At 56.5% G+C, this 23,602-nt stretch carries 21 protein-coding genes and 1 pseudogene; 10 read left to right on the top strand and 12 right to left on the bottom strand.

The features are described 5' to 3' along the window. Positions 1-61 precede the first annotated feature (61 nt). From E8K88_RS17250 to E8K88_RS17230, 5 genes are all read right to left on the bottom strand, one after another. Positions 62-1,606, bottom strand: coding sequence for an OprD family outer membrane porin (locus E8K88_RS17250; protein ID WP_240754583.1), 1,545 nt, complete (start codon positions 1,604-1,606; stop codon positions 62-64). Between the two features lie 195 nt (positions 1,607-1,801). After that, complete coding sequence (locus E8K88_RS18420) at positions 1,802-2,092, bottom strand: acetyltransferase domain-containing protein (protein WP_240754582.1); 291 nt, start codon at positions 2,090-2,092, stop codon at positions 1,802-1,804. A gap of 155 nt (positions 2,093-2,247) precedes the next feature. After that, positions 2,248-5,265, bottom strand: a complete 3,018-nt coding sequence (locus E8K88_RS17240; protein WP_136407916.1) for an aconitate hydratase — start codon at positions 5,263-5,265, stop codon at positions 2,248-2,250. Between the two features lie 318 nt (positions 5,266-5,583). Continuing rightward, the gene (locus tag E8K88_RS17235) at positions 5,584-5,895 is read right to left on the bottom strand and encodes a hypothetical protein (protein WP_136407915.1); all 312 of its coding nucleotides are present in this window, start codon (positions 5,893-5,895) and stop codon (positions 5,584-5,586) included. A 214-nt stretch (positions 5,896-6,109) separates the two neighbouring features. Further along, complete coding sequence (locus E8K88_RS17230; RefSeq protein WP_136407914.1) at positions 6,110-6,562, bottom strand: CBS domain-containing protein; 453 nt, start codon at positions 6,560-6,562, stop codon at positions 6,110-6,112. 180 nt (positions 6,563-6,742) lie between these two features. Between E8K88_RS17230 and E8K88_RS17225 the strand changes: the two genes are divergently transcribed. Together E8K88_RS17225 and E8K88_RS17220 are read left to right on the top strand one after the other, a co-directional pair. Beyond that, the gene (locus tag E8K88_RS17225) at positions 6,743-8,089 is read left to right on the top strand and encodes an O-acetylhomoserine aminocarboxypropyltransferase (RefSeq protein ID WP_136407913.1); all 1,347 of its coding nucleotides are present in this window, start codon (positions 6,743-6,745) and stop codon (positions 8,087-8,089) included. Continuing rightward, positions 8,086-8,934: an alpha/beta fold hydrolase gene (locus E8K88_RS17220; protein WP_240754581.1), complete on the top strand. Its 849-nt coding sequence runs from the start codon at positions 8,086-8,088 to the stop codon at positions 8,932-8,934. The genes E8K88_RS17225 and E8K88_RS17220 overlap by 4 nt, the downstream gene beginning before the upstream one ends. Positions 8,935-9,140: 206 nt before the next feature. On the opposite strand, the gene ntrC is transcribed toward E8K88_RS17220, so the two are convergent. The 4 genes from ntrC to glnA all read right to left on the bottom strand — a co-directional run bounded on the left by ntrC (position 9,141) and on the right by glnA (position 14,268). Continuing rightward, complete coding sequence (ntrC, locus tag E8K88_RS17215; protein WP_136407912.1) at positions 9,141-10,766, bottom strand: nitrogen regulation protein NR(I); 1,626 nt, start codon at positions 10,764-10,766, stop codon at positions 9,141-9,143. Between the two features lie 38 nt (positions 10,767-10,804). Next, a complete protein-coding gene (gene glnL, locus E8K88_RS17210) occupies positions 10,805-11,857 on the bottom strand; it encodes a nitrogen regulation protein NR(II) (protein ID WP_136407911.1) in 1,053 nt (350 codons plus the stop codon). Positions 11,858-12,044: 187 nt separating this feature from the next. Then, on the bottom strand, positions 12,045-12,554 hold the full coding sequence (locus tag E8K88_RS17205; protein ID WP_136407910.1) for a hypothetical protein: 510 nt from the start codon (positions 12,552-12,554) through the stop codon (positions 12,045-12,047). A 298-nt stretch (positions 12,555-12,852) separates the two neighbouring features. Continuing rightward, positions 12,853-14,268 carry a type I glutamate--ammonia ligase gene (glnA, locus tag E8K88_RS17200; protein ID WP_136407909.1) on the bottom strand — a complete coding sequence of 472 codons (1,416 nt, stop codon included), beginning with the start codon at positions 14,266-14,268 and terminating at the stop codon, positions 12,853-12,855. A 466-nt stretch (positions 14,269-14,734) separates the two neighbouring features. On the opposite strand from glnA, the gene E8K88_RS17195 reads away from it, so the two are divergent. From E8K88_RS17195 to E8K88_RS17180, 4 genes are all read left to right on the top strand, one after another. Beyond that, positions 14,735-15,244 carry a hypothetical protein gene (locus E8K88_RS17195; RefSeq protein ID WP_136407908.1) on the top strand — a complete coding sequence of 170 codons (510 nt, stop codon included), beginning with the start codon at positions 14,735-14,737 and terminating at the stop codon, positions 15,242-15,244. A 216-nt stretch (positions 15,245-15,460) separates the two neighbouring features. Then, positions 15,461-16,297, top strand: coding sequence for a DUF4124 domain-containing protein (locus tag E8K88_RS17190; RefSeq protein WP_168797384.1), 837 nt, complete (start codon positions 15,461-15,463; stop codon positions 16,295-16,297). Positions 16,298-16,533: 236 nt separating this feature from the next. Then, positions 16,534-17,772 carry an ArsB/NhaD family transporter gene (locus tag E8K88_RS17185; RefSeq protein WP_136407906.1) on the top strand — a complete coding sequence of 413 codons (1,239 nt, stop codon included), beginning with the start codon at positions 16,534-16,536 and terminating at the stop codon, positions 17,770-17,772. Positions 17,773-17,822: 50 nt separating this feature from the next. After that, on the top strand, positions 17,823-18,134 hold the full coding sequence (locus tag E8K88_RS17180; protein ID WP_136407905.1) for a hypothetical protein: 312 nt from the start codon (positions 17,823-17,825) through the stop codon (positions 18,132-18,134). A gap of 116 nt (positions 18,135-18,250) precedes the next feature. On the opposite strand, the gene cyaY is transcribed toward E8K88_RS17180, so the two are convergent. Next, entirely contained in the window at positions 18,251-18,580 is a 330-nt protein-coding gene (gene cyaY / locus E8K88_RS17175; RefSeq protein WP_136407904.1) for an iron donor protein CyaY, read from the bottom strand. A 12-nt stretch (positions 18,581-18,592) separates the two neighbouring features. On the opposite strand from cyaY, the gene lptM reads away from it, so the two are divergent. Further along, positions 18,593-18,793 carry an LPS translocon maturation chaperone LptM gene (gene lptM, locus E8K88_RS18655; RefSeq protein ID WP_420813594.1) on the top strand — a complete coding sequence of 67 codons (201 nt, stop codon included), beginning with the start codon at positions 18,593-18,595 and terminating at the stop codon, positions 18,791-18,793. Between the two features lie 72 nt (positions 18,794-18,865). After that, on the top strand, positions 18,866-20,155 hold the full coding sequence (gene lysA / locus E8K88_RS17165) for a diaminopimelate decarboxylase (protein WP_136407902.1): 1,290 nt from the start codon (positions 18,866-18,868) through the stop codon (positions 20,153-20,155). Between the two features lie 189 nt (positions 20,156-20,344). Here lysA and E8K88_RS17160 read toward each other — a convergent pair whose 3' ends face one another. Next, the gene (locus E8K88_RS17160) at positions 20,345-20,899 is read right to left on the bottom strand and encodes an NADPH-dependent FMN reductase (RefSeq protein ID WP_136407901.1); all 555 of its coding nucleotides are present in this window, start codon (positions 20,897-20,899) and stop codon (positions 20,345-20,347) included. A gap of 219 nt (positions 20,900-21,118) precedes the next feature. Between E8K88_RS17160 and E8K88_RS17155 the strand changes: the two genes are divergently transcribed. Both E8K88_RS17155 and E8K88_RS17150 read left to right on the top strand, forming a co-directional pair. Further along, the gene (locus tag E8K88_RS17155) at positions 21,119-22,390 is read left to right on the top strand and encodes a PLP-dependent transferase (RefSeq protein WP_136407900.1); all 1,272 of its coding nucleotides are present in this window, start codon (positions 21,119-21,121) and stop codon (positions 22,388-22,390) included. A 17-nt stretch (positions 22,391-22,407) separates the two neighbouring features. Then, on the top strand, positions 22,408-23,349 hold the full coding sequence (locus E8K88_RS17150; RefSeq protein WP_136407899.1) for an MBL fold metallo-hydrolase: 942 nt from the start codon (positions 22,408-22,410) through the stop codon (positions 23,347-23,349). On the opposite strand, the pseudogene E8K88_RS17145 reads toward E8K88_RS17150, so the two are convergent. Then, a pseudogene (locus tag E8K88_RS17145) lies at positions 23,331-23,602 on the bottom strand (transposase); the annotation flags it as partial. The gene E8K88_RS17150 and the pseudogene E8K88_RS17145 overlap by 19 nt on opposite strands.

The following is a 23,602-nucleotide window of genomic DNA, read 5'->3' as shown; positions in this document are numbered from 1 at the left end:
CCTGTTTACGATCTTTTCGCAGTCGCGCAAGCCCTACAAAAGTAGTGACCAGCTGCGCGCATCACAAGACCACGGGCAGATTCACCAGCAAGCGCCACTGGTTGAAGTTCTTGTCCATCAGCGACTGCGCTGAGTTGGCGCGCTGCACGCTGTAATTGAGCTGCAAGCTCACATTCTTGATCGCCCCGGCAATGAAGTTGTAGCGCAGCATCATGTCGCGCTCCCAATGCTTGCCGCCCTGCCCATAAGCACCGTAGTACGCGCTATCAGCGCCTACACGACTGCCATCGGTGCCTGAGCCACGCGTATAAGCCAGGCCTGAGACCAAGCCGGGCAAGCCTGCGCCACTCCAATCGGCTTCGTATTTCACTTGCCAGGACGCCTCATGCGGGCCGTTGAAGTCCGATAGCTGCATCGCATTGTCCAACCAGATCGAGCCACGGTTCACATAGTCAAATGGCGTGTCACCGGCCACTTTTTGGTAGCCCAGCCCGAGCTTGTGCATGCCCATTCGGTAGCTGGCCAGCGCACTCCAGGTGGTATTGTTGATCGGGCCTGCCTTGGCAACGCCAGTGTCATCGCTGCGGTACACATTCAGGTTCAAGTCCACGCTGCGCCCTGCCTGCAATGCCAAACTGTGCGCTGCGCCAAAGTGAAAAGTATTCCAGTTGTCTTTGAACTGCCCCCAGTAAAGAGAGAGTTTCAGCGCCTCAATTGGCGTTTGCCAGTGGCCGCCGACAAAGCGGAATGCAGAGCCAGTCGTGCCAGAATAATTCGCACGCAAGTCGAAATTTCCGCCCCGGCTATTGCGATCAGACCAGCCGGTAAAGTGGCCGGCTTGCACAAGCAGATGCGCAATATCGGTGCTAGTGAGCAAAAAACCCCGATTGGTCTCGGGCAGCAAACGGCTATCAGAGGAATTGAAGATCGGATTCTTAGTGCGCAACTCGCCATATGCCAGCACGGTAGACGACATCCGCAGTTTGACGGCTGCGCCAACACGGCCAAACTGGCTGCGCACATGGCCTTGGCTGTCCTTGGCCAAATAGCGAGCCCGCCCGCCCCGGATGTCATCGGCATTGACCGCCAACGCGCCATAAGCGTGTGCATCCAGGCCCAGGCCAACCAGTCCCTGCGTAAAGCCGGACTTGAGGGTCAGCATTGCGCCATAGCCGCTTTCTTGTGCAGTGCTCGACTGCAGGGCTTGACCATCGATGGTGGTTTTGAAGCGGTCTCCTTTTTGGTAATCGATGCGCTCGAACACAAAACGGTTGTGCAGTTGCACGCTGGCATCCTCCACAAAGCCGTTGGCATCTGCTTGGCCGTTGGCGTGAACGCTGGGCTGGGCGCATAGCATGAGCAGCAACGCAGTGCTGGCATGTTGTGTCATGGTTTTCATTTTAATGGCGTCTAACCGCTTACAAATACTTGAGCCAAACGATATCACGGTGGCGTGCCATAAGTTGCCAAATGCCTTGACTGGCTGGTGCAGGGCCGCAGCCAGCACCAGCGTCATGCGCCAGACCGACTTGGCTGAGTCCACACCCAAATACGTAACCTGGTTGAATCCCCAGACCGCCACACTCAGTACATGCTGTACGTCCAAAAGCTCAAGCACCTACAAATGCAGCAGGTTGAAAAACATGGGCGCTGCGCCAAAGACGCACCGCCATGCCAGGCTGGCGGGTATTTGATGATATTGACAAAATCCATGGTGCTCAGCAGCGCCACACCGCCAACATCGGACGCGGCAACCACAGCAGCACCGACAGCGCGACCATGCTCAGGCCAACCGTCCAGATCATCTGTCTTCCACCGAAGGCGCAAGGCTGAAGGCCAAGGCGAAACTCACCAGCGTGCACTCCAGCACGATCAAAACAGCCCGCGCTTGAACAATAAGCACAGGCTGCTTGCTGGGCATAGGCGTTTTGGCCGCGTCAAGACACGCCGACAATCCAGTCAAAAAGACAATCGCTGGCGGGCACAAATGCGCCAACAGGCGTGAGAAGAACAAACCGGGCTTGGTGGCCATGACCGCCATCAGGCCACTGGCCTGCATGTGCAGAAAAATTTCTGCACATGCTCCAGCCACACCAGCACAATCACCAGGCCGCGCAATGCACCAATGGATTGCAGGCGCGCAGTGCAAGGCTGAAGGCTTGGAAGAGATGATTTGCAGTTATCTTGAGTCAAATGGGCTGCTGGCAGGCCATAAGCACACCAGCAGCTCCTGTTTTGGCATTGCGTTTATGCGTCGTTCAGCAGCTGACGCAACACATACGGCAAGATGCCACCTGCGCGGTAGTAATCGACCTCAATCGGCGTGTCGATGCGCAATGTCAGATTCAGCTTCTCAATCGAGCCATCTTTGCGTGTAATCGTCAGCTGGGCATCGCTTTGGGGCTTCAAATCAGGATCCACGGCGATATCGACTAGCTCCGAGCCATCAAGCTGCAGTGCCTGCCAGGAATCGCTGCCTTTGAACTGCAGCGGCAACACGCCCATGCCCACTAGGTTGGAGCGGTGGATACGTTCAAAACTGCGTGCGATGACGGCCTTGATACCCAGCAGCTGCGTGCCTTTGGCCGCCCAGTCTCGGCTAGAGCCCGTGCCATACTCTTCACCAGCAAAGACCACCGTTGGCTTGCCTGCTTCCATGTATTGCATGGCCGCATCGTAAATAGGCAGTTTGCTGCCTTGCAAGGAGCCAGCGCCCTGGTAGATCGTCACCCCACCCTCTTCGCGCGAGCCGTCAGCAGCAGCTAGAATCATCAGATTTTTGATGCGCACGTTGGCAAACGTGCCACGCATCATGATTTCATGGTTGCCGCGGCGCGAGCCATAGCTGTTGAAGTCCTGCTTCATCACGCCATGTTCTTTGAGCCACAGGCCCGCTGGTGAGCTTTCTTTGATCGAGCCCGCTGGCGAGATGTGGTCGGTGGTGATCGAGTCACCAAACAAAGCCATCACATGGGCTTGCTGCACCGCCACGACCGGCTCTTTGCTTTTGCTAGGTGCATCCGCTTGCGCGGCTTCCAGCTGGAAGTCGTCAAAGAATGGCGGCTGTGCGATATAGGTGCTGCTGGGCCACGAATAGGTCTCGCCTTTGACGCCTTTGATGTCCTCCCACAGCTTGCCCGGGTCTTTGCGGATTTTGCTGTAATTGGCCCTGAATGCTTTGGCGTTCATCGCGTACTTGAGCAGTTTGTAGATTTCATCGCTGCTCGGCCAGATATCGCCCAAATAGACGGGGCGGCCTTTGGGGTCCAAGCCGACAGGCTCGGTCATCAAATCCTTCAACACCGTGCCGGCAATCGCATAGGCCACGACCAGTGGTGGGCTGGCCAAGAAGTTGGCCTTGATATTGGGGTGGATACGGGCCTCAAAGTTGCGGTTACCAGACAGCACCGCCGCGCAGACCAAATCGTCTTTGACGATCGTCTCATTGAACTCCTGGCGCAAATCACCGGCATTGCCAATGCAGGTCGTGCAGCCATAACCGGCGACATCAAAGCCCAATTGCTCCAGATACGGCAGCAAGCCGGTGCGCTCCAGGTACTCAGTGACAATGCGCGAGCCAGGCGCCAGCGAGGTCTTGATATGGGGCTTGACACGCAGGCCTTTTTTAACCGCTTTTTTGGCCAGCAAACCTGCCGCAATCAGCACGCTCGGGTTCGAGGTATTGGTACAGCTGGTGATCGCTGCAATCAACACATCGCCATTACCCAGCGTGATGTCCTCGCTATGGTGTGCGCCGGCATCTGGCTCACCCGCATTCGCTGCAATTTCAAAAGCTGGCTTATTGGACACCATTTCGGCTTTTTCACGCGGCGCACCTGGCGTGGCCGGAGGGTCTTGCAGCAGCACTGTCGCGGCTTGCGACTCCACTCCTACACCGTTGCTGGCGTAGTAGCGTGCACGCAGTTTGTCAGGGCTTTGGTTAAAGCCATTCTCGGCGACCGGTTTGCTGAACAAATCGGTGAAGGTGCTTTTGACTTTGCCCAGCTCGATGCGGTCCTGTGGGCGCTTGGGGCCAGCCAGACTTGGCGTGACCTGCCCCAGATCCAAAGACACCACTTGCGAGTAATCGATGCTACCGGATTTGGGCACACCGAAGAGTTTTTGCGCTTTGAAGTAAGCCTCAAATGCTTCAATTTCTTCCTTGGTACGGCCTGTGCCTTCAAAGTATTCAAGGGTTTTTTGGTCGACCGGGAAAAAGCCCATAGTGGCACCGTACTCAGGCGCCATATTGCCAATCGTGGCACGGTCTGGCACGCCAAGGCTTTCCGTGCCCTCACCAAAGAACTCAACAAACTTACCGACCACTTTGTGCTTGCGCAAAATCTCGGTGACCGTGAGCACCAAGTCGGTCGCGGTCACACCTTCGCGCAGGCGACCAGTCAGCTCAAAGCCCACTACGTCGGGCGTGAGGAAATACAGTGGCTGACCCAGCATCGCAGCTTCGGCTTCAATACCGCCAACACCCCAGCCCACGACACCGATGCCGTTGATCATGGTTGTGTGGCTGTCGGTGCCAACCAAGGTGTCTGGGTAGTAGACGCCATCGGCCGTCTTGTGCACACCACGTGCGAAATACTCCAGGTTGACCTGGTGAACAATGCCAAAGCCTGGCGGCACCACACCAAAAGTCTGGAACGCCTGCATGCCCCACTTCATGAATGCATAGCGCTCTTCGTTGCGCTTGAATTCCAGCTTCATGTTCAAATCAAGCGCATCTTTGGTGCCGTAGTAATCGACCATGATCGAGTGGTCAACCACCAGATCCACCGGCACCAGCGGCTCAATCTTCTCGGGCGACTTGCCCAACTTGGCCGCAGCGGTGCGCATCGCAGCCAAATCGGCCAGCAGCGGCACCCCGGTAAAGTCTTGCAGCACTACGCGCGCCAGCACGAACGGGATTTCTTCGGTGCGCTTGGCTTTGGGCTTCCAGTTGGCCAATTGCTTGATATGCAGATCCGTAATACGGCGGCCATCGTGGTTGCGCAGCACCGACTCCAGCACCAGGCGAATCGAGACTGGCAGACGGGCAATATTAGGATAGGTTTTGGCCAGCTCAGGCAACGAATAAAAAGCGCCTTTGGTGCCTGAGGCCGTGCGGAAGTTTTTCTTTGTCGATGCCGACAAGGTTGTAGCGGCAACTTTGGGAGCAGTGCCTGCCGTCTTTTTAACAGGTGTTTTTGTCGGTGTTTTTACTGTCGCCTTGGTCGGTTGTTTGCTGGCAGGCTGGCGAGTCGATTGGGTCATCTCTGCATCCTTTGCTTGTTACTTATAGATCGATCAGTGGGGTCCCGCACCAATGCACCTGTCTCATGCATGCTTGTCTAGCGAATCAGAGCGGATAGAGCTATCTTACTGCTGTCAGCAAAAAACAGCACAGTTGTGGCGATAAATCAGCTTTTGCTCTCAGCCATTGCCGCTATGTCCAAGGCAGCCGTGTGCTGCAAGCGTACTTATTCAGAGGCCAGGCTGCCACAGTCGCCATGCGCACATGTTGTAGCCACCAACTGGCCGCTGGCAACGCCGCAATGCGCTTTTTGGGGCTTGAACGCGGCTGCGCAGAGATTATGAGAAGGCGCTCAATAAGCGCCGCAATGCGCTGCGTCGGCTCAACCACAGCGCTGTTTGTATCAAGCCCGTAGCCAGCACCACACCCGCTGCAATCAACGCGGCAGAACCCGCCCCACTGAGGGATCCAAAGACCGGAATGATGAAGACCCAGTCTGGTAAAAAATAGCCCACCAGCCACGCAGCAGCAGGAAAAATCACTAGCAACACCGCTGCAATTCCTGCAGCTGCAGCCACAACCACGATGGCAGCAGCAATCACCAGGCCAAGCAAAGGCGCGCGGTGAGCGTAAGGCTTAAGGTTTGGCATACCTGCGAAAAGACCATTGGGCTTGAGACAGAGTGAGAAACGACGCGGCTGCACGGCTGGCACCCCCAGGCAAACCAGGCTTGCGACTGGCCTGCGGCGGCCTGCAGTTACCGCCAGCAAGCCACGTGCTTGCCTTTCGGTAGGTCGCCCTGCCGGCATGGCACGGCCTACCGGCGTCAAACAGCGCCATGCTGCTTAGAACGTGTTTACGATCTTACTTGAGCTCAGTGCCTTCTTCTGGCCAGTCGCGAATATAGGCTTTGAGCAGTTTGTTTTCCAGGTTCTGGCTGTCGACCACGGCCTTGGCAACATCGTAAAAGCTGATCACGCCCATCAAGGTGCGGTTGTCAATCACTGGCATATAACGCGCATGGCGGTCCAGCATCATGCGGCGCACTTCGTCGAGCGACGTTTCCTGTGTGCAGCTCATTGGCGCCTCATCCATGTGCGCGCGCACCGTGACTTTGTCCAGCACATTGGCGTGCTTGACCATGGCCACAATCACCTCTCTAAAAGTCAAAATACCCACGACTTCACCGTGCTCGACGACGACCAATGAACCAATATCGCGCTCAGCCATGGTCTCGACTGCCACCGACAAAGACTCGTCGGCACGGACTGTGTACAAGGTATTGCCCTTCACACGCAAAATGTCGCTGACTTTCATTTTTTGATCTCCTTATCGTATTGCTGCACAGGCTAACAACCACGCGCCCAGCAACCTATATCGTGTCTGACAATTCACTTACCCAAGCAAATGCTTGTGCATGCGACAGAAATTCTGCCGAATATAGCCCACAATCGGCATATTCATTGGGTTTTAGCGCATTATCAGGAGACATTATCTATGCCCGGCTTTAGCGATCCAGGTTTTGAGACCCTCAGCGTACACGCTGGGGCCGCCCCCGACCCCAGCACAGGCGCCAGAGCCGTGCCCATCCATTTGAGCAGCTCGTTCGTGTTTGACTCGTCCGAGCAAGCCGCGTCGCTGTTCAATATGGAGCGCGCAGGCCACGTCTACTCACGCATCAGCAACCCCACCAATGCCGTCTTTGAGCAGCGCATGGCCGCGTTAGAAGTCGGTGCAGGCGCGATTGCGACGGCCAGTGGCCAAGCGGCCTTGCATTTGAGCATTGCGACCTTGATGGGGGCCGGCTCACACATTGTTGCCAGCAGCGCCATCTATGGCGGCTCGCACAATCTGCTCAGTTACACCTTGCGCCGCTTTGGCATTGAAACCACTTTTGTGCACCCCAGCGATCTGGATGGCTGGAGACAGGCGATTCGGCCCAATACCCGTTTGCTATTTGGTGAAACCGTCGGCAATCCAAGCCTGGATGTGCTGGATATTCCTGCCATTGCGGACATTGCACGACAAGCCAAGGTCCCGCTGCTGGTCGACTCCACCTTGACCACGCCGTACCTGATGCAGCCACTGTCCTTGGGCGCCGACATGGTCGTGCATTCGGCCACCAAGTTCTTGTCCGGCCACGGCACGGTGATTGGCGGCGTGGTTGTTGATGGCGGCAGCTTTGACTGGGACCAGTCGGGGCGCTTTCCTGAACTCAGCGAACCTTATGAGGGCTTTCACAATATGGTGTTCAGTGAAGAAGCCAGCATTGGCGCATTTTTGTTGCGTGCGCGTCGAGAAGGCCTGCGCGACTTTGGCGCCTGTCTGAGCCCGCACTCAGCCTGGCTGATTTTGCAGGGCCTGGAAACCTTGGCGCTGCGCATGCGCCAGCATCTGGCCAACACCGAAAAAGTGGTTGAATTCTTGGTGCAACACCCATTGGTCGCACAAGTGCACCACCCCATGCTGCCCAGCCACCCCAGCCACCAGTTGGCGCAGCGTTTGCTGCCCAAGGGCGTCTCTTCGGTGTTCAGTTTTGACCTCAAGGGCGCACGCACGCAAGGCAAGGCCTTTGTGGATGCGCTGCGCATCTTCAGCCACCTGGCCAATGTCGGCGACTGCCGCAGTCTGGTGATTCACCCGGCCAGCACCACGCACTCTCGCATGGACGAAGCCGCGCTGCGGCACGCTGGCATCAGCCAGGGCACGATCCGTCTGTCGATTGGACTGGAAGATGCAGACGACTTGATCGATGACCTCAAACGCGCTTTGAAGGCTGCTGAAAAAGCCAGCGATGCACCAGCGCCCTCTTCCTCCAATTCCAACAAAAAGGCAGGTGCATGATGAGTCGCAGCCATTCATTGCGTTTTGACTTGGGCACAGCCCACCAGTCTTTGTACGCCTACACCGGGGGCACGGCACACCGCCCAGAGCAACCGTATCTGATCTTCATCCATGGCGTGCTCAACGACCATTCGGTCTGGGCACTGCAAAGCCGCTATTTTGCGCACCATGGCTGGAATGTACTGGCACTGGATTTGCCTGGCCACTGCCGCAGCAGTGGCCCTGCGCCAGCCAGTGTGCAAGAGGCCGCAGAAACGATTGCGGCTTTGGTCGCACAACTGCCAGCAGGCAGTCCCGTGGCGCTGACAGGCCACAGTTTTGGCTCGCTGATTGCACTGGAAGCGGCGTCCCAGCTGGGCAAGCGCATTGGCCAGCTGGCGCTGCTGGGTACAGCAGCACCAATGAAGGTTGCGCCCAGTTTGCTGCAGTCGTCCCTGCAAGAGCCAGAAAAAGCCCTGCATTTTGTCAATGTGTTTTCACGCAATACTTTGGCCCCACCACCTTCGACCTTAGGGCCAGGCACTTGGCCTTATGGCATGGGTATCGCGTTGGGTCGGCGAGTGCTGCACAGCAATGCGCAGGAGAATGTGTTTTACAAAGGGTTCAAGGCCTGCGACGACTACACCAATGGAGCACAGGCAATGGCCAAGGTGGAGGCCAGGACCGTGATTATTAGCGGAGCCTACGACCAAATGACGCCAGCCAAAGCCGCGCAGCCGCTGGTGCAGGCAGCCCGCGATGCACAGCGCGACTTGCACTGCGTGACAATCGCTGCAGGCCACAATATGATGACCGAAGCGCCTGATGCTACGTTGCAGGCATTGCGCCAGTTTCTTTCGGTTTGAAACCGGCTCAGCCGCTCGCGCTGGCGTCTGAGTCCATCAAAGCGGCTCCGCGCGCTTGTTCATTGTCACTGCCTAGCCAGCTTGAAGCCCTAAGCGCATTGCGGGCTCGCCTATTGTGCTCATACAGACGTAGGCGCTGCAACAGGCGCCTGGCAGTGTCTCTTGTTGGCGCCTTGTGCGACTGCGTGCAGATTTTGAACAGGCTCTTAAAAAGACTCGCCGCTTTGATGGGCACCATCATCGAGGCCCAACTCTTGGATTTTACGCGTGATGGTATTGCGTCCAATCCCGAGCCGCTGGGCCGCTTCAATGCGCCTGCCTGCGGTGTTGAGCAAGGCGGCGCGAATCAAGTGGCTTTCAAATTTCTGGCTCAGTACATCCCACACTTGGCCCGATTGGCTCTCCAGCAGCTGCCTGGCTTCGTTGACCAAACCCACGGTCCAGTCTTGTTGCCCAGCCTCGCCAGCACATGCCGCAGACGGACTCAAGCCTGCAACAACAGGTGCAGCAGGTGCCGCAGGTGCCGCTGGCATCGCAGCGGCCTCTTTGTCTGCCGCCCCACTGGAGCCGGTTGGCGCGGCTTCAGGGTATGCCGCCGCCAGCAGTGTGTCTGGCGCGCTGCTCGCGTTCAAGCTGGGTGCGTGTGCGGCTGCGACTTGATGCAAGATCTCTGGCGGCAGGTCATGGCTGGAGATCAACTGCGACGGTGCCATCACCGTGAGCCAATGGCAGGTATTTTCCAGCTGCCGCACATTGCCCGGAAACGGAAATTGGCTGAGGATTGCCAGTGCATCGTTTGAGATCCGCTTGGGTTCGACGCCGAGCTGCTGTGCGATGTTTTTCAGAAAATATTTGGTCAAGACAGCAATGTCTTCAGCGCGCTCACGCAACGCTGGCAAGCGCACTCGGATCACATTGAGGCGGTGAAACAAGTCCTCGCGAAACAGGCCTTTTGCCACACGCTCTTCAAGGTTCTGGTGTGTCGCAGCGATCACCCTGACCTTGACCTTGACTGCGCTGTGGCCACCAACACGGTAGAACTGCCCCTCCGACAAGACCCGCAATAGCCGCGTTTGCAAATCAAACGGCATGTCGCCAATCTCATCCAAGAACAAAGTGCCACCATCGGCTTGCTCAAACCGGCCGCGGCGCTGTGTTTGCGCGCCGGTGAATGAGCCGCGCTCGTGGCCAAACAATTCGGACTCAAGCAACTCCTGCGGGATGGCGGCGGTGTTGATAGCCACAAAAGGCCCTTGTGCGGCCGGTGAATGTTTGTGCAATGCACGCGCAACCAACTCCTTGCCGGTGCCCGACTCGCCAGTGACAAGAACCGTCACCAGGCTTTGGCTCAGGCGGCCAATCACACGAAAAACGTCCTGCATCGCAGGCGCCTGGCCGAGGATCTCTGGCGTAGCCAGGTCTGCCTCGCCATTGGAGGCTGGTTTTTCACCGTCGCTTTCTTGCAGCGCACGGCGAATCAATTCAATGGCCTTGGTGACATCAAAGGGTTTGGGCAGGTATTCAAATGCACCGCGCTGAAAGGCCGAGACTGCGCTGTCCAAATCCGAATAGGCCGTCATGATGATGATGGCCAGTTGCGGGTATTCCGCATGCAGTTTTTCCAGCAGCTGCAGGCCCGAGCCGCCCGGCATGCGAATATCACTGACCAAAACCCGTGGCAGCACTTGGCCGTGACTGACTGCGTCAGCCAGTGCCTCAATCACTTCCGAGGCTTGCGTGAAACTGCGGGTCGCTAGATTTTCGCGGGCCAGCGCTTTTTCAAGCACAAAGCGAATCGAAGGGTCATCATCGACGATCCAAACTGGATCCATATGCGTATTCCTTTAAATAAAGAACGGCTGACTGCGGATCAGGGCAAGGGAATTGTGATGACAAAACTCGTTTTCCCCGGCACGCTATCGCACTCAATCATTCCGTGATGGCGTTGAATAAAGGTCTGCGCCAAACTCAGTCCAAGACCAGTTCCATCATCACGTCCGGTCACCAGCGGGTGAAATATCCGCTCGCGAATTTCCGGATCAATTCCTGGTCCATTATCAATCACATGCAATTCCAATGCCAGCTTGTGCAGTTTCTTGCCTATGTGCACTTGCCGGGCTACGCGGGTGCGCAGCTCAATGTGGGCAAGGCCCAGCTCGATCTTGGGCCGCAACACCAAGGCAGCGTTTTGAACGATATTGAGCAAGACCTGGATCAACTGGTTCTTGTCGCCTTGAACATCAGGCAGTGAGATATCGTAATTCTGCTCAATCATCAGGCCCTTGGGATACTCCATCAATATCAGCGAGCGCACATGTTCGCAAACCTCGTGGATATTGACCGGCTCGACGCTCTGGGGGTGGCGATGCGGCTCTAACAGGCGATCGACCAGCGCCTGCAACCGATCGGCCTCATGCATGATGACTTGTGTGTACTCATGCAGCTCAGGCTCGACCGTCTCCATGCCCAGCAACTGCGCTGCACCGCGAATCCCACCCAATGGGTTTTTGACTTCATGCGCCAAGTTGCGCAACAGCATTTTGTTGGTCTCGGCCAGCTCGTGCAATTGCCCATCCTGGTAATGCTTGGCTTGCTCACTCTGCGGCCACATCTCCAGCAGCCAGTCGCCATGCGCGTCAACCTTGGTCAAATTGGCATGCACCTCAATGATCTGCTCTCCACGGCCCAAGTCCTGCAGCGCAGCCTGGAAGCGAAAAACCGACTGTTCTGGAGAGTTGTTGCCTTTGGAGAAGGCCAAATCCAGCGCTGCAGAGTCTTTCATGAAATGCCCAAAGGGCAGACCGAACAGCTTGCGCCTGGAGATGCCCAGCATGCCCTCCAATGCGGCATTGGCCCCTACCACGCGCTGTTCGTTATTCAGAATGGCGATCAGGGTCGCCAGTAAGTCAAAATCGGATTGCATGCTGCCTTGCCTGGTTTTTGTAGTGGGTCCCACGGGTTCAGTATCCCCGACTATGGCCAACAGCAAAAATCAAACGCTGCAACATCTACGACGATTGCGTGCGGATGACAGCTGACGGCATGGCTATCTGCAAGCAAGCTTCATGCACAAGCGACAACTGCGCCACGGCTGTGGGCATCACCGCTGCTTAACGCAGGCGATTGATCTCACGCTGTATTCCTTGAATATCTGCTTCGGTGCGCTCGATATTGGCCTTGAGTTGTGCAATGCGCTCGATATAGCCCTGCGGATTGCGAAACTCCAGCGCTGTGCGTTGCGGCTCGCCACCGTTGTACTCTTCCTGCAAGGCAGCCAAGCGCTGCTGTGATTTGCTCAGCTCGGCCTCCAAAATGGTACGTGCATCGGCATCGCGGCTGCGCTGGGCACTGTCATCGACCTTGGGCGCACTGGCCGGTGAGCTGCTTTGCCGTGGCGCCGCACTGGGAGTAGAAGTGGCCGCTCGCGGTGCAGGCGCTGGCGCGGTGTTTTGAATCACCGTCACGTTGCCACCTTCAACCAAACGGCAGCCTTGGCGTTTGGCTGCTCCGGCTTCATTCGTGTAGTCATTGCCGCAGCGGTAAATCTTGCTTTGCGCCTGAGCGCCTGTAGCGGCGGCAAACACCGCAAAAAAAACGATTCCAAGACCTGCTTTGTTCATGATTCAAATACCTTTATTCAAGCGCGTAGCTTGGAGCATGGGCCTGCTTGGCATGGGCATCCCACAGCACAAAGTCGCCCCCTTTGCATTTTGGTTCATTGAAGCTGTCGATGCAAAGGGAAATAAACAAGCATTATGGTACTGAAAGTCGCTCCGTTTGTGCATTCGATCAAGCCCTTCTCAGGGGATTGCAAGACTGTCGCAGCCAAGGCTGTCTACACGCCCTGGCCCGCTGGCGGCACAGCAGAAACAATAAAAGCCACCCAGAGGGTGGCTTTTATGGGCAATCCGAGAGGTATTACAGCGAGTAGTACATTTCGTACTCGATAGGATGCACGGCCTGGCGGAAACGGGTCACTTCGCCCATTTTCAACTCAATGTATGCATCCAGCATTTCATTGCTAAATACACCACCTTTGGTCAGGAAGCCACGGTCTGCATCCAACGCTTCCAGAGCTTGGTCCAGGCTGTGGCAGACGGTTGGGATCAACGCGTCTTCTTCAGGTGGCAGATGGTACAGGTCTTTCGTCGCCGCTTCGCCCGGATGGATTTTGTTTTCCACGCCGTCCAAACCAGCCATCATCAGCGCAGCAAAGCACAGGTATGGGTTGGCTGTTGGATCTGGGAAACGTGCTTCAACGCGGCGGCCTTTTGGATTGTTCACAAATGGCACGCGGATCGATGCAGAGCGGTTTTTAGCCGAATACGCCAATTTCACTGGGGCCTCGTAACCTGGCACCAAACGCTTGTAGCTGTTTGTGGATGGGTTGGTGATCGCGTTCAGCGCACGGGCATGTTTGATCACACCGCCAATGAAGTACAGCGCATAGTCAGACAGGCCCGCATAGCCGTCGCCAGCGAACAGGTTTTTGCCATCTTTCCAGATAGACATATGCACATGCATGCCAGAGCCATTGTCGCCAACCAGAGGTTTTGGCATGAACGTGGCTGTTTTGCCGTACATATTGGCCACGTTGTGAACCACGTACTTCAGTGTTTGTGTCCAGTCAGCGCGTTTGACCAAGGTGCTGAATTGGGTACCGATTTCGTTTTGGCCTGCGCCCGCAACTTCATGGTGAAACACTTCCACTGGAATGCCCAGGGATTCGAGCACCAGCGACATTTCAGCGCGCATGTCTTGCGTGCTGTCAACTGGAGGCACAGGGAAGTAGCCGCCTTTGACGGTTGGACGATGGCCGCGGTTGCCGCCTTCGAGTTTGGCGCCTGAGTTCCAAGGGGCCTCGTACTCATCGACCTCGAAGAACACTTTGCCCATGGAGTTTTCCCAGCGCACGCCATCAAAAATGAAGAACTCTGGCTCTGGTCCGAAATAAGCGGTATCACCCAAGCCGGAAGCCTTCAAATAAGACTCAGCGCGGCGAGCGATCGAGCGTGGATCACGGTCATATGGCGTGCCGTCGGCTGGATCGATCACATCGCAAGTCAAGATCAGCGTCGGTTCTTGAAAGAATGGATCGATGTTGGCAGTATCAGGATCTGGGATCAAGAGCATGTCCGAGGCTTCAATTCCCTTCCAGCCGGCGAGGGAAGAACCATCAAACGCTTGGCCGGTTTGAAATCTGTCTTCATCAAAAGCCGAAATTGGAACTGTGACGTGGTGCTCTTTACCACGGGTATCAGTGAAGCGGAAATCAACAAACTTGACTTCGTTATCCTTGATCAGAGCCATCACGTCATCTACTGTCTTTGCCATTGGGCACTCCTGCTATGGGTTGGTGTGAGGTTTTATCGACCAGAGTCTTAAAGCAAAACATGTGCCACACACTTTTTCTACATTTTTTTGAGGCTGAGTATGCATGCTCACAAGTCGTGCATATCATAAGCGAGCCAGAACACTGGCCCGCACAGAATTCCCTACGCACCAAAAAAGTCCATGCACCCCAATGATGCGCAAAAGCGCACCATTATTGTGCATACATGGCGCTGTAGCTTTAAGAAAATTTGCAATTTAGCAGGCAAGGCTTCATGCGCGCCAAATAGAGTTCCGAAGAGGCAAACACAAGGTGCACCGCGGTGTATAACTGGGTCAACCAACTACACCCTAGAACCGTTAGTGGCACATGTGCCTTGCGTTCAGCACGATAGCCTCAAAAGCCTTTGAATTTAAAGGCCCTTTACTCCCCCCACTTCTACCACATCCTTGGCATCAAGGACTCTTTATGCAACACCATCTGCCCGCTCACTCTCGCTGGATTGCTGTCGCAGGCATTGTCATGCTCACCGCTGGTTGCGCGCACTACGATCCAGGCTACTACGGCGATGCCAGTTATGGCTCGGTATATACCACTCAACAGGTCTACACAAGCCAACCGGTATACACATCGCAGCCCGTGTATGTGTCTCCTCCCACAACCGTGTACTACCAAAACAATGTGTATGTGCCGCCGCCACGGTATGTGCCCATCAGGCCTAGCGTCCCCTATTACCGCCCCCCACCACCAAGGCCATACCCGCCTGCCTATGGTCAACGCCCACCGACATGGGGCGGCAACCAACCAGGCAGGCCCAACCAAAGGCCGCCACACGCACAAGCGCCAAACAAACCGCCCAGCTTGAACAAACCGTTTCAGAACCAATCCGGGCCCAACCAAAACAATGGACAGGCTCTGACTCCGTCCGGCAATCAAGGTGGAACTGCAGTGCGTCCCAAACCATTGTTAGCGCGTTAACAATAGCAAATTCGCTAAAACTCAAAATGCGCTTTGCGGCGTGGGCCGTTTTACCCATACGCGTGTAGCACCTGCAACAGGCGCCTTGCACGGCCTCTTTTGAGATTTACACGACTGCGTGGGGACTTTGAACAGGCAATGAGCGCTGCTTTCATAGAATATTTGATCGATTGATTGCTCCCCCTTTGACCTTGACCTTTGATGAAAGGCTGGCCCATGGCCCAGAATCTCACCATGCGAGAATCGCTCAATGCCCACGCACTGAAGGCCATGGGCTTGGCGCTTGTGCTCGCCTGTGCTTGGCCGCAAGCACAAGCGCAGGTCAACCGCTGCAGCGACGCCAACGGCAACGTTACCTACACGGATGCCAGCTGCCCCAGCCACTTGGAGAGCGTGGAAATCCAAGCGGCCAAAACACCTGAACAAATCGCCATTGAGCAAGAGCGCGCAGCCCAAGCGCTTGAGATACAAGCGCAGCAACGGCTCGACCGCTTGCAGGAACAACGGATCCAGGCGGAGACTGCCGCGCTAGAAGCATCGGCTCGCGCCAGTGCGGCTGCCGAAGCAGCTGCACGTGCGCAAACCACCAACTACGCCAACACACCCGCCTGCCAAGACGCCACGCGTCAACTCAATCGCTACCAATCGGCCAATGGCCGCTACACCAGCGAGGAGCAGCTGCGTTTGGAGCGTGCGCAAGATGCTGCTGACCGCGCCTGCCTCAGCCCGCAAGACTATGCGGCTTTGCAACGTGAAAAAGCGTTGCGCCCCAACACCACCATCGTCATCAACCCGCCGTACTGGGGCCAACCAGCGCCCAATTATCCCTGGCAGCCAACCCCGCCAGGTCTGCCACCAGTGACTGTGGCCCCCCCCGGGCCACCAGCCATCCCTGTGCCGCCCATCATGCCCATGCCACCTAAGCCGCCAGTGGTAATGCCGCCTGCGGTCCCCCCCCCCGTGGTGCGCCCCCCCGTTTTGACGCCACAGAAACCGCCCTCGCAAAGTGGCATGCTACGCACCCCCGCAAGACAAGAGCCTGATACACGCTAAAGTGTGAGCCTGTTCATCATCTCAGCGCAGACGGCGCAATGCTTGACACAGGCCTTGCGCTGCAAATGGCCATCGCCTGTAGGGTTCGCGAGAGGCAACACATAAGGCTCAAAACGGCCTGGGCAATTACTGGCGGATTTCATCCTTAATGTCCGATAAAGCATTGCCAGTGCTTATGACGCGCATTACCATGACAGAAAATAATGATTTCGCCGCAGAGGAGGCGTTTGAGACCCATGGTATTGACTCTTTTGATCTTTTTGCTGGTCTATGTGGCCATGGGCTTTGGCACATTGCCTGGCTTCAAAGTCGACCGCACAGGCGCGGCCATCGTTGGCGCATTCGCCTTGATGGTGGTCGGTAGCATCACACCCAAGGCCGCCTGGGAGGCGATTGACTACCGCAGCATTGGCATGTTGTTTGGCCTGATGGTGGTCTCAGCGGCGTTTGTGGTGTCCGGCTTTTATGCTTGGGCGGCAGAGCGCGTGGCATCGCTGCCGGTATCCCCCCCCGTTCTGCTGGCGGTACTGATTGCCGTCAGCGGCTTTTTGTCCTCTCTATTGACCAACGATGTGGTGGTGGTTGCCATGACGCCGCTACTGGTGTCTCTGACAATGGCGCGCGGCTTGAACCCCGTGCCTTTTTTATTGGCTTTTTGTTTTGCCGCCAATACTGGCTCTTCAGGCACTTTGATTGGTAGCCCGCAAAACATGATTGCAGCCCAAGGCCTGGGCTTGTCGTTCAACGGCTTTTTGAAGGTCACTTTATTGCCCGCGCTGCTGTCTTTGCCAATTATCTGGGCCTTGCTGGCACTCATGTACCGCAACCGCTGGCATCTCAGCGGCAACACATCCAACACCAACACCGCTGACAAAGCGCCCGTGACCCCTGCATTTGATATGACCGAAACCCTCAAGGCCGGTCTTGTCACCTTGGCGGTGGTTGCCGCCTTTGTCTGGAGCGACTGGCCCAAAGAACTTATCGCGCTTGGCGCTGCTGGCGTGCTGTTGATCAACCGCACGATTGCCTCTAGCGATATGCTCAAGCATGTCGACGGCAATTTGCTACTGCTGATCATGGGCTTGTTTGTTGTCAATGCGGCGATGGCATCCACGGGCTTGCCTCAGCAACTGCTGGGCGATTTGCGCAGCGCCGGCATCAATCTCAATGATCCGATCTCTTTGTTTCTGGTTGGCGGTATTTTGAGCAATATCGTTGGCAATAACCCCGCCGTGATGCTACTGGTGCCGGTTTTGGACAGCGCGCACAATGCCGATGCACTGGGCGCGGCCTTGGTGCTGGGCACGGGTTTCTCCAGCAATCTGATCGTGTTTGGCAGTCTGGCCGGCATCATCGTAGTAGAACAGGCCGCAGCCAGCGGTGTCAAAATCTCATTTGCGGAATTTGCCAAAGCAGGCGTGCCTGTCACGCTGGTCTGCATGGCCATGGCCGCCGCCTGGATCCTGTGGCTATGAACAACCAAACCAGTTATACGAACACATCCAATTCACACAAGGTGTTGATTATGAAAAAAACTTGGACAGCGCTGGTGCTGAGCGCGGCCCTCAGCACCGCATTGCTGGGCTGCGCCCCGATCAGCAGTCAAACAACAGCCCATGCGGACTACCCACCTCTGGGCAGTGATGCCTGGTATGCCTGGGTCGACAAGGCCGCAGGTGTGTCCGATGGGCAAGGCCATGGACCGGATTACGCGACTGCAGAATGGTGCAATGCGGCCAATTGGCGTGTATTTGGCAAGCGCAATGACGACGGCAAGGACTGCTCGCCAGAATGGCAGGCAGCCATCAGCAAAGCCCTGCGCGAATCAGGCCGTTGAAGACGGTGATTGTCCGTGGCCGGCAGCCACACTGCCCTGCTAACTCAAGTCCTGCCGGGCATTCAATTGCGGACTTGAGTCGACTGTCACCTGCCAAGCACGGGTGACGGGCGCTATCAGGCGGAGAAATTCAGTGGCTCACCCGCTTGCTCAGTGGCAAAGCGATTGAGCATGGCAAAAAATTCGCCCTGACCCTTGGTGTCCTGCCAAGCCTGACCATCGAATTTAAAGTGAAACCCACCTGCTTTGGCAGCCAGCCAAATTTCGTGCAGCGGTCTTTGCTGGTTAATTACGATCTGCGAGCGGTTGGGAAAAACAATAGTAACCATGCCACCGACACGCTGGGCATCCAGGTCCACATCGGATTCTTCGGTGATTTGGTCACACGCTTGTTCAATTTGTAGTAGTAAAGCGTCCGCGTGGTCGGCGTATTCCAAGTCTGTCATTACAATTCCATCATGCATAAAACTGCCAAAATTGTAATCCGCGCAGCAAAACCTATGGGGCTCGCTGCTTTAATCCTTGTCGCGTTGACAGCTTGCGGTCAAACTGGTCCACTGTATATGCCCAATGACACCAAGTCCAATGTGCCATTGCCAGCCGATGGCAGCAGTGGCTCTGGGGTCTTGATCACCCTGCCTGAAGATGGCGTGCAATAAGCCAGCCACCAGCTAGCAACAGCGCGCAAGCGCACCTCTCCCTTGTCGATTTTGTTCTGAGTCCCCATACCTATGTCTACCAGCACTCCGCTTCCTGGCGCTCCCTTCTTTCATTTTCACGATGGTGCCCTGCATGTCGAGCAGGTGCCAGTAGCGGCCCTGGCGCGCGAGCACGGAACGCCCTTGTTTGTGTACTCACAAGCGGCGCTTAGCGCGGCCCTGGCAGCTTACCAGGCCGGCTTCGAAGGCCGCAATGTGTCGATCCACTACGCGGTCAAGGCCAACTCGAACCTGTCGATCCTGCGCTTTTTCGCTCAGCAAGGCTGTGGTTTTGACATCGTCTCGGAAGGTGAATTGGAACGTGCGCTTGCCGCTGGCGCAACGCCAGAGAAAATTGTCTTCTCCGGCGTTGGTAAAACCCGCCATGAAATGCGCGTGGCGCTGGGCTACCAGATCGGCTGCTTCAATATCGAGAGTGAGGCTGAGCTGGAGGTGCTCAACGAAGTCGCACAAAGCCTGAATGTTCGCGCGCCTATCAGCCTGCGCGTCAATCCAGACGTCGACGCGCAAACCCACCCCTACATTTCAACAGGGCTGAAGAATAATAAATTTGGCATTGCCCACGAACGTGCGCTTGCCGTGTTCCAGCGTGCTGCGCAACTGCCGCACATCGCAGTCAAAGGCATTGACTGCCATATTGGCTCACAAATCACCACCGAAGCGCCATACCTCGATGCGCTGGACCGCGTGCTGGATCTGGTCGATGCCGTTGAGGCTGCCGGCATTCCTTTGTCGCACATCGACTGTGGCGGCGGCTTGGGGATTCAGTACCAGGATGAAAAACCACCGGTCGCCAGCGACCTGTGGGCCAAGATGTTTGCCCGTGCCGATGCGCGTGGCTATGGCGAGCGCCACTTCATGGTCGAGCCAGGCCGCTCACTGGTGGGCAATGCCGGCATCTGCCTGACCGAGGTGCTCTACCTCAAACCTGGTGAAGAAAAGCATTTCTGCATTGTGGACGCGGCGATGAATGACCTGCCACGCCCTGCGATGTACCAGGCCTACCACACCATCACCGGCGTGCAAGAAGCAGCGACCCAAAACCTGGCAAGTGCCCCACTGTATGACGTGGTGGGACCAGTGTGCGAGAGCGGGGACTGGCTGGGGCGCGACCGCCACCTGCACCTCCAGCAAGGCGATCTGCTGGCCGTGTACTCAGCAGGCGCCTACTCGATGAGCATGGCCAGCAACTACAACACCCGACCGCGCGCGGTCGAATTGCTGGTCGACGGCAGCCATGTCCGTGTGGTGCGCCAGCGCGACACACTGGCGCAAATGATGCAAGCCGAGCAACTGCTGTAAGCAAAGCCAAGCACCTGCGCTTACCTGCACTACGCCTGCACACAAAAAAACGCCTGGCTCCTTGGTCTTAACGACCGAGTCAGGCGTTTTCGTCTCTTGCCACAGCACTTGGCTGCAGCAGCATCAACACAAATATTGTCAGGGCCAGTTCACAATCTCCGCGACTGCGTCGAGATTATGAACAGGCTCTTAGGCCTTGGCTGCGTTGGTATCAACAAAAGCAAGGAATTTATCCAGCCAGGACTGCAAGAATGCGCGGCTGCCTTCTCCTACCGAGCCATCAGCTGTCAGCAGGGCATCGGTAAATTGCAAATAGGCATCAGGGCCTTGCAACAAGATCGTGCCTTGGGCATTGAGCACCTGGCGCAAATGGTTTTGTGCCAAAGCTGCGCCCACACCACCTGGCGAAGTGCCAATGATGGCGCCGATTTTATTCTTCCAGGTGTTATCGCCGTATGGGCGTGATACGTGGTCTACCGCATTTTTAAGCGCCGCAGGAATCGAGCGGTTGTATTCAGGCGTGACCAGCAAGACTGCATCAGCGGCATTGATTTGCGCTTTCACGCGCTTGACGGATTCGGCCGGATTGGCGTCGTCGTCGTAGTTGTAGAGTGGCAGGTCGCCAATCTCTACGAATTCAAATGTCACATCGGCAGGTGCCAGCTTGACCAGCGCGTGGGCCAGACGGCGATTGATCGACTTGGAGCTCAAACTTCCCACCATGATGGCAATTTTTTTTCCCATAGACAATTCCTTCTTTTATTCGCATGCAGGTATCAAACAGAAATATGGCTGCGCTTGGCGCGAATGTGTTCACAATGCTAGTCAGACGTTCAAACGCTTGCGCGCATTGACCAACTCGCAGCTTGCTTAAAGCCTGTTCATAATGGATGAACCGGCCTTAAGCCCCATCAAGGGCATGCCTTGCGCGCAATCAGTGTACTTCCATCTATTTAGCCCACTATGAACAGCCCTTCAAAGCCATTGACTACCCACAGCCCATCAGCCTCCACAGAATTAATCCACCACGCCTACACCCCCCCCACAGGCTTTGCATCGCCTGCCGTACCCGTAGCCAAAGGCTCGACCATCTTCTTTCCCAGTATGGCCGCCGTGCGCGAGCGCGACTGGGCATTTAAAACCACTTACACCTACGGGCTGCATGGCACTTCCACCAGTTTTGTACTGGAAGAGCGCATTGCCACACTTGAAGGTGCCAAGCACTGCATTCTGGCGCCCAGCGGCCTGGCAGCGCTGAACATGGTCAACCTGGCCTTGCTAGCCCAGGGCGATGAAGTGCTGCTGCCGGACAATGTCTACGGCCCGAACAAACATTTCGCCCAGCAATTGCTTGCAAGCTATGGCATCACACATGCGTTCTACGACCCGCAAGATGCCCAGGACTTGGCCAGCAAAATCTCACCCAAGACCAAGCTGGTCTGGTTGGAAGCAGCTGGCTCAGTCACTTTGGAGTTCCCTGACCTACTTGGCTTGATTGCGGTATGCAACCAACAAAAAGTGGTCTGCGCGCTGGACAACACCTGGGGTGCAGGCTTGGCGTTTGCGCCGTTTGATTTGCGCTCGCCCGATGGCCAAGCCTTGACGCTGGACATCAGCGTGCATGCGCTGACCAAATTCCCCAGCGGCGGAGGCGATGTGCTGATGGGCAGCGTGTGCACCCGCGATGCGGAACTGCATAAACGGCTCAAACGCTGCCACATGCAAATAGGCTTTGGCGTGGGCATGAACGATGTCGAAGCGATTTTGCGCGCCCTGCCCAGCATTCAGCTGCGCTATGCCGCACAAGACCGCAGCGCCCAGCAACTGGCCTGTTTTCTGGCACAGCACCCAGCCGTTGCGCAGGTGCGCCACCCGGCGCTGCCAACAAGCCCAGGCCACCAGTACTGGCAGCAAGTGTGTGGCCAGAATGCGCAAACACCAGCCCAGGCCGCAGGCCTGCTGTCGTTCTTCCCTGACCCTAGTTGGAGCAGCGCAGATGTCGATGCATTTTGCGAGGCTTTGCAGTACTTCAAAATTGGCTACAGCTGGGGTGGTCCAGTGAGCCTGGTGATGGCCTACGATTTGCGCGGCGACCGCCAATTGGACAGCAGCTTGTCCGCTGGGCCAGGCACGCGCCTGATTCGCCTGTGCATCGGCCTTGAAGACGCCAATGACCTGCAAGCCGACCTGGCACAAGCGCTGGCCGCTGTGCAAGCCCAAGTCCAAACATCCTAAACAAGGCGGTGCTAGCCATGTCTGACAATATGATTGTGTTTGAGCGCGGTTGGCTCTCGTCCAACTGCATCCTGCTGCAAGGCCAGCATGGCGCGGCCTTGATTGACAGCGGCTATGGCAGCCACGCCAGCCAGACCACCAGCATGGTCGGCAAGGCCCTGCATCAGCAGCCCTTGTCTCAACTGATCAACACCCATTTGCACAGTGACCACTGTGGTGGCAATGCGGCCCTTCAGCAGGCTTGGCCCGAGCTGCACACCTATGTGCCGCATGCCAGCATCGACAGCGTGCGCGAATGGGACGAAACGCAGCTGAGCTTTCTGGCCACCGGCCAGCAATGCCCCCGCTTTACAGCCACCCACACCCTGCAAGCCGGAGATGAACTGCTGCTGGGCGAGGCACGCTGGCAGGTGCATGCTGCAGCAGGGCATGACCCAGACATGGTGGTCTTATTCCAGCCCGAATCGGGTCTGCTGATTTCAGCCGATGCCTTATGGGAGAATGGCTTTGGCGTTATTTTTCCTGAGCTCGATGGCGAGCGGGCCTTTGAGGCCATGGCCGATACACTGGAGCTGATCGCCGGCCTCAATGCCCGCTCGGTCATCCCTGGCCACGGCAAACCCTTTGGCGACGTCCCTGCTGCACTTGAGCGCGCCCGCCAACGGCTCAATTACTTCAGCACCCAACCCCACAAGCATGCGCATTACGCAGCCAAGGTGCTGCTTAAATTCAAGTTGCTGGAGTGGCAGCAAATTGGCCGCCAAGACCTGTACACCTGGGCTCTGGCTACCCCTTATCTGCAACGTTTGCGTGATTTAATGGGCCAGCACAACACGGCTATGCCACAGTGGCTAGACCAGATCGTGCAAGATCTGGTGGCCAGCCAAGCTGCTGCAATCAACCCAGTGGATGACAGCATCAGCAACCTATANAATGAGGCCAAGCGTTTGAGGTTGTAGCAAGTGGCCATCATCGTCATGGCCACCGCTGCTCTGACCATGCCAATGGTGCGAATGTGTTTGCCGCCCATGTGCCGTATGCCCGCAAACACATGTTCTACCTTGGCTCTTTGCTTGGCAATGCGCTGATTGCGCTTTTGCTGGCAATTACTCAATGGCTTTTTATTGTGCGCTTTGCGCTGGATACCATCTTTAAAGTCCAAGGCTTTGAGCATCTGGCGCCTTTGGGCGCTGTCGTACGCTTTGTCTGCAT

Source organism: Lampropedia aestuarii, assembly GCF_004803635.1.
GTDB classification, from domain to species: domain Bacteria; phylum Pseudomonadota; class Gammaproteobacteria; order Burkholderiales; family Burkholderiaceae_C; genus Lampropedia; species Lampropedia aestuarii.
Note: the sequence above shows the minus strand (reverse complement) of the source record. Positions and strands in the feature narration are given on the sequence as shown.

Bases quoted from the DNA above. Each gene is read 5' to 3' on its own strand.
- E8K88_RS17185 (WP_136407906.1), top strand. From the start codon at position 16,534: ATGGTATTGACTCTTTTGATCTTTTTGCTGGTCTATGTGGCCATGGGC.
- cyaY (WP_136407904.1), bottom strand. From the start codon at position 18,580: ATGACAGACTTGGAATACGCCGACCACGCGGACGCTTTACTACTACAA.
- E8K88_RS17225 (WP_136407913.1), top strand. From the start codon at position 6,743: ATGCCCGGCTTTAGCGATCCAGGTTTTGAGACCCTCAGCGTACACGCT.
- lptM (WP_420813594.1), top strand. From the start codon at position 18,593: ATGCATAAAACTGCCAAAATTGTAATCCGCGCAGCAAAACCTATGGGG.
- ntrC (WP_136407912.1), bottom strand. From the start codon at position 10,766: ATGGATCCAGTTTGGATCGTCGATGATGACCCTTCGATTCGCTTTGTG.
- E8K88_RS17240 (WP_136407916.1), bottom strand. From the start codon at position 5,265: ATGACCCAATCGACTCGCCAGCCTGCCAGCAAACAACCGACCAAGGCG.
- glnL (WP_136407911.1), bottom strand. From the start codon at position 11,857: ATGCAATCCGATTTTGACTTACTGGCGACCCTGATCGCCATTCTGAAT.
- E8K88_RS17155 (WP_136407900.1), top strand. From the start codon at position 21,119: ATGAACAGCCCTTCAAAGCCATTGACTACCCACAGCCCATCAGCCTCC.
- E8K88_RS17195 (WP_136407908.1), top strand. From the start codon at position 14,735: ATGCAACACCATCTGCCCGCTCACTCTCGCTGGATTGCTGTCGCAGGC.
- E8K88_RS17230 (WP_136407914.1), bottom strand. From the start codon at position 6,562: ATGAAAGTCAGCGACATTTTGCGTGTGAAGGGCAATACCTTGTACACA.
- E8K88_RS17190 (WP_168797384.1), top strand. From the start codon at position 15,461: ATGGCCCAGAATCTCACCATGCGAGAATCGCTCAATGCCCACGCACTG.
- E8K88_RS17235 (WP_136407915.1), bottom strand. From the start codon at position 5,895: ATGCCAAACCTTAAGCCTTACGCTCACCGCGCGCCTTTGCTTGGCCTG.
- E8K88_RS17205 (WP_136407910.1), bottom strand. From the start codon at position 12,554: ATGAACAAAGCAGGTCTTGGAATCGTTTTTTTTGCGGTGTTTGCCGCC.
- E8K88_RS17180 (WP_136407905.1), top strand. From the start codon at position 17,823: ATGAAAAAAACTTGGACAGCGCTGGTGCTGAGCGCGGCCCTCAGCACC.
- glnA (WP_136407909.1), bottom strand. From the start codon at position 14,268: ATGGCAAAGACAGTAGATGACGTGATGGCTCTGATCAAGGATAACGAA.
- E8K88_RS17160 (WP_136407901.1), bottom strand. From the start codon at position 20,899: ATGGGAAAAAAAATTGCCATCATGGTGGGAAGTTTGAGCTCCAAGTCG.
- E8K88_RS17220 (WP_240754581.1), top strand. From the start codon at position 8,086: ATGATGAGTCGCAGCCATTCATTGCGTTTTGACTTGGGCACAGCCCAC.
- lysA (WP_136407902.1), top strand. From the start codon at position 18,866: ATGTCTACCAGCACTCCGCTTCCTGGCGCTCCCTTCTTTCATTTTCAC.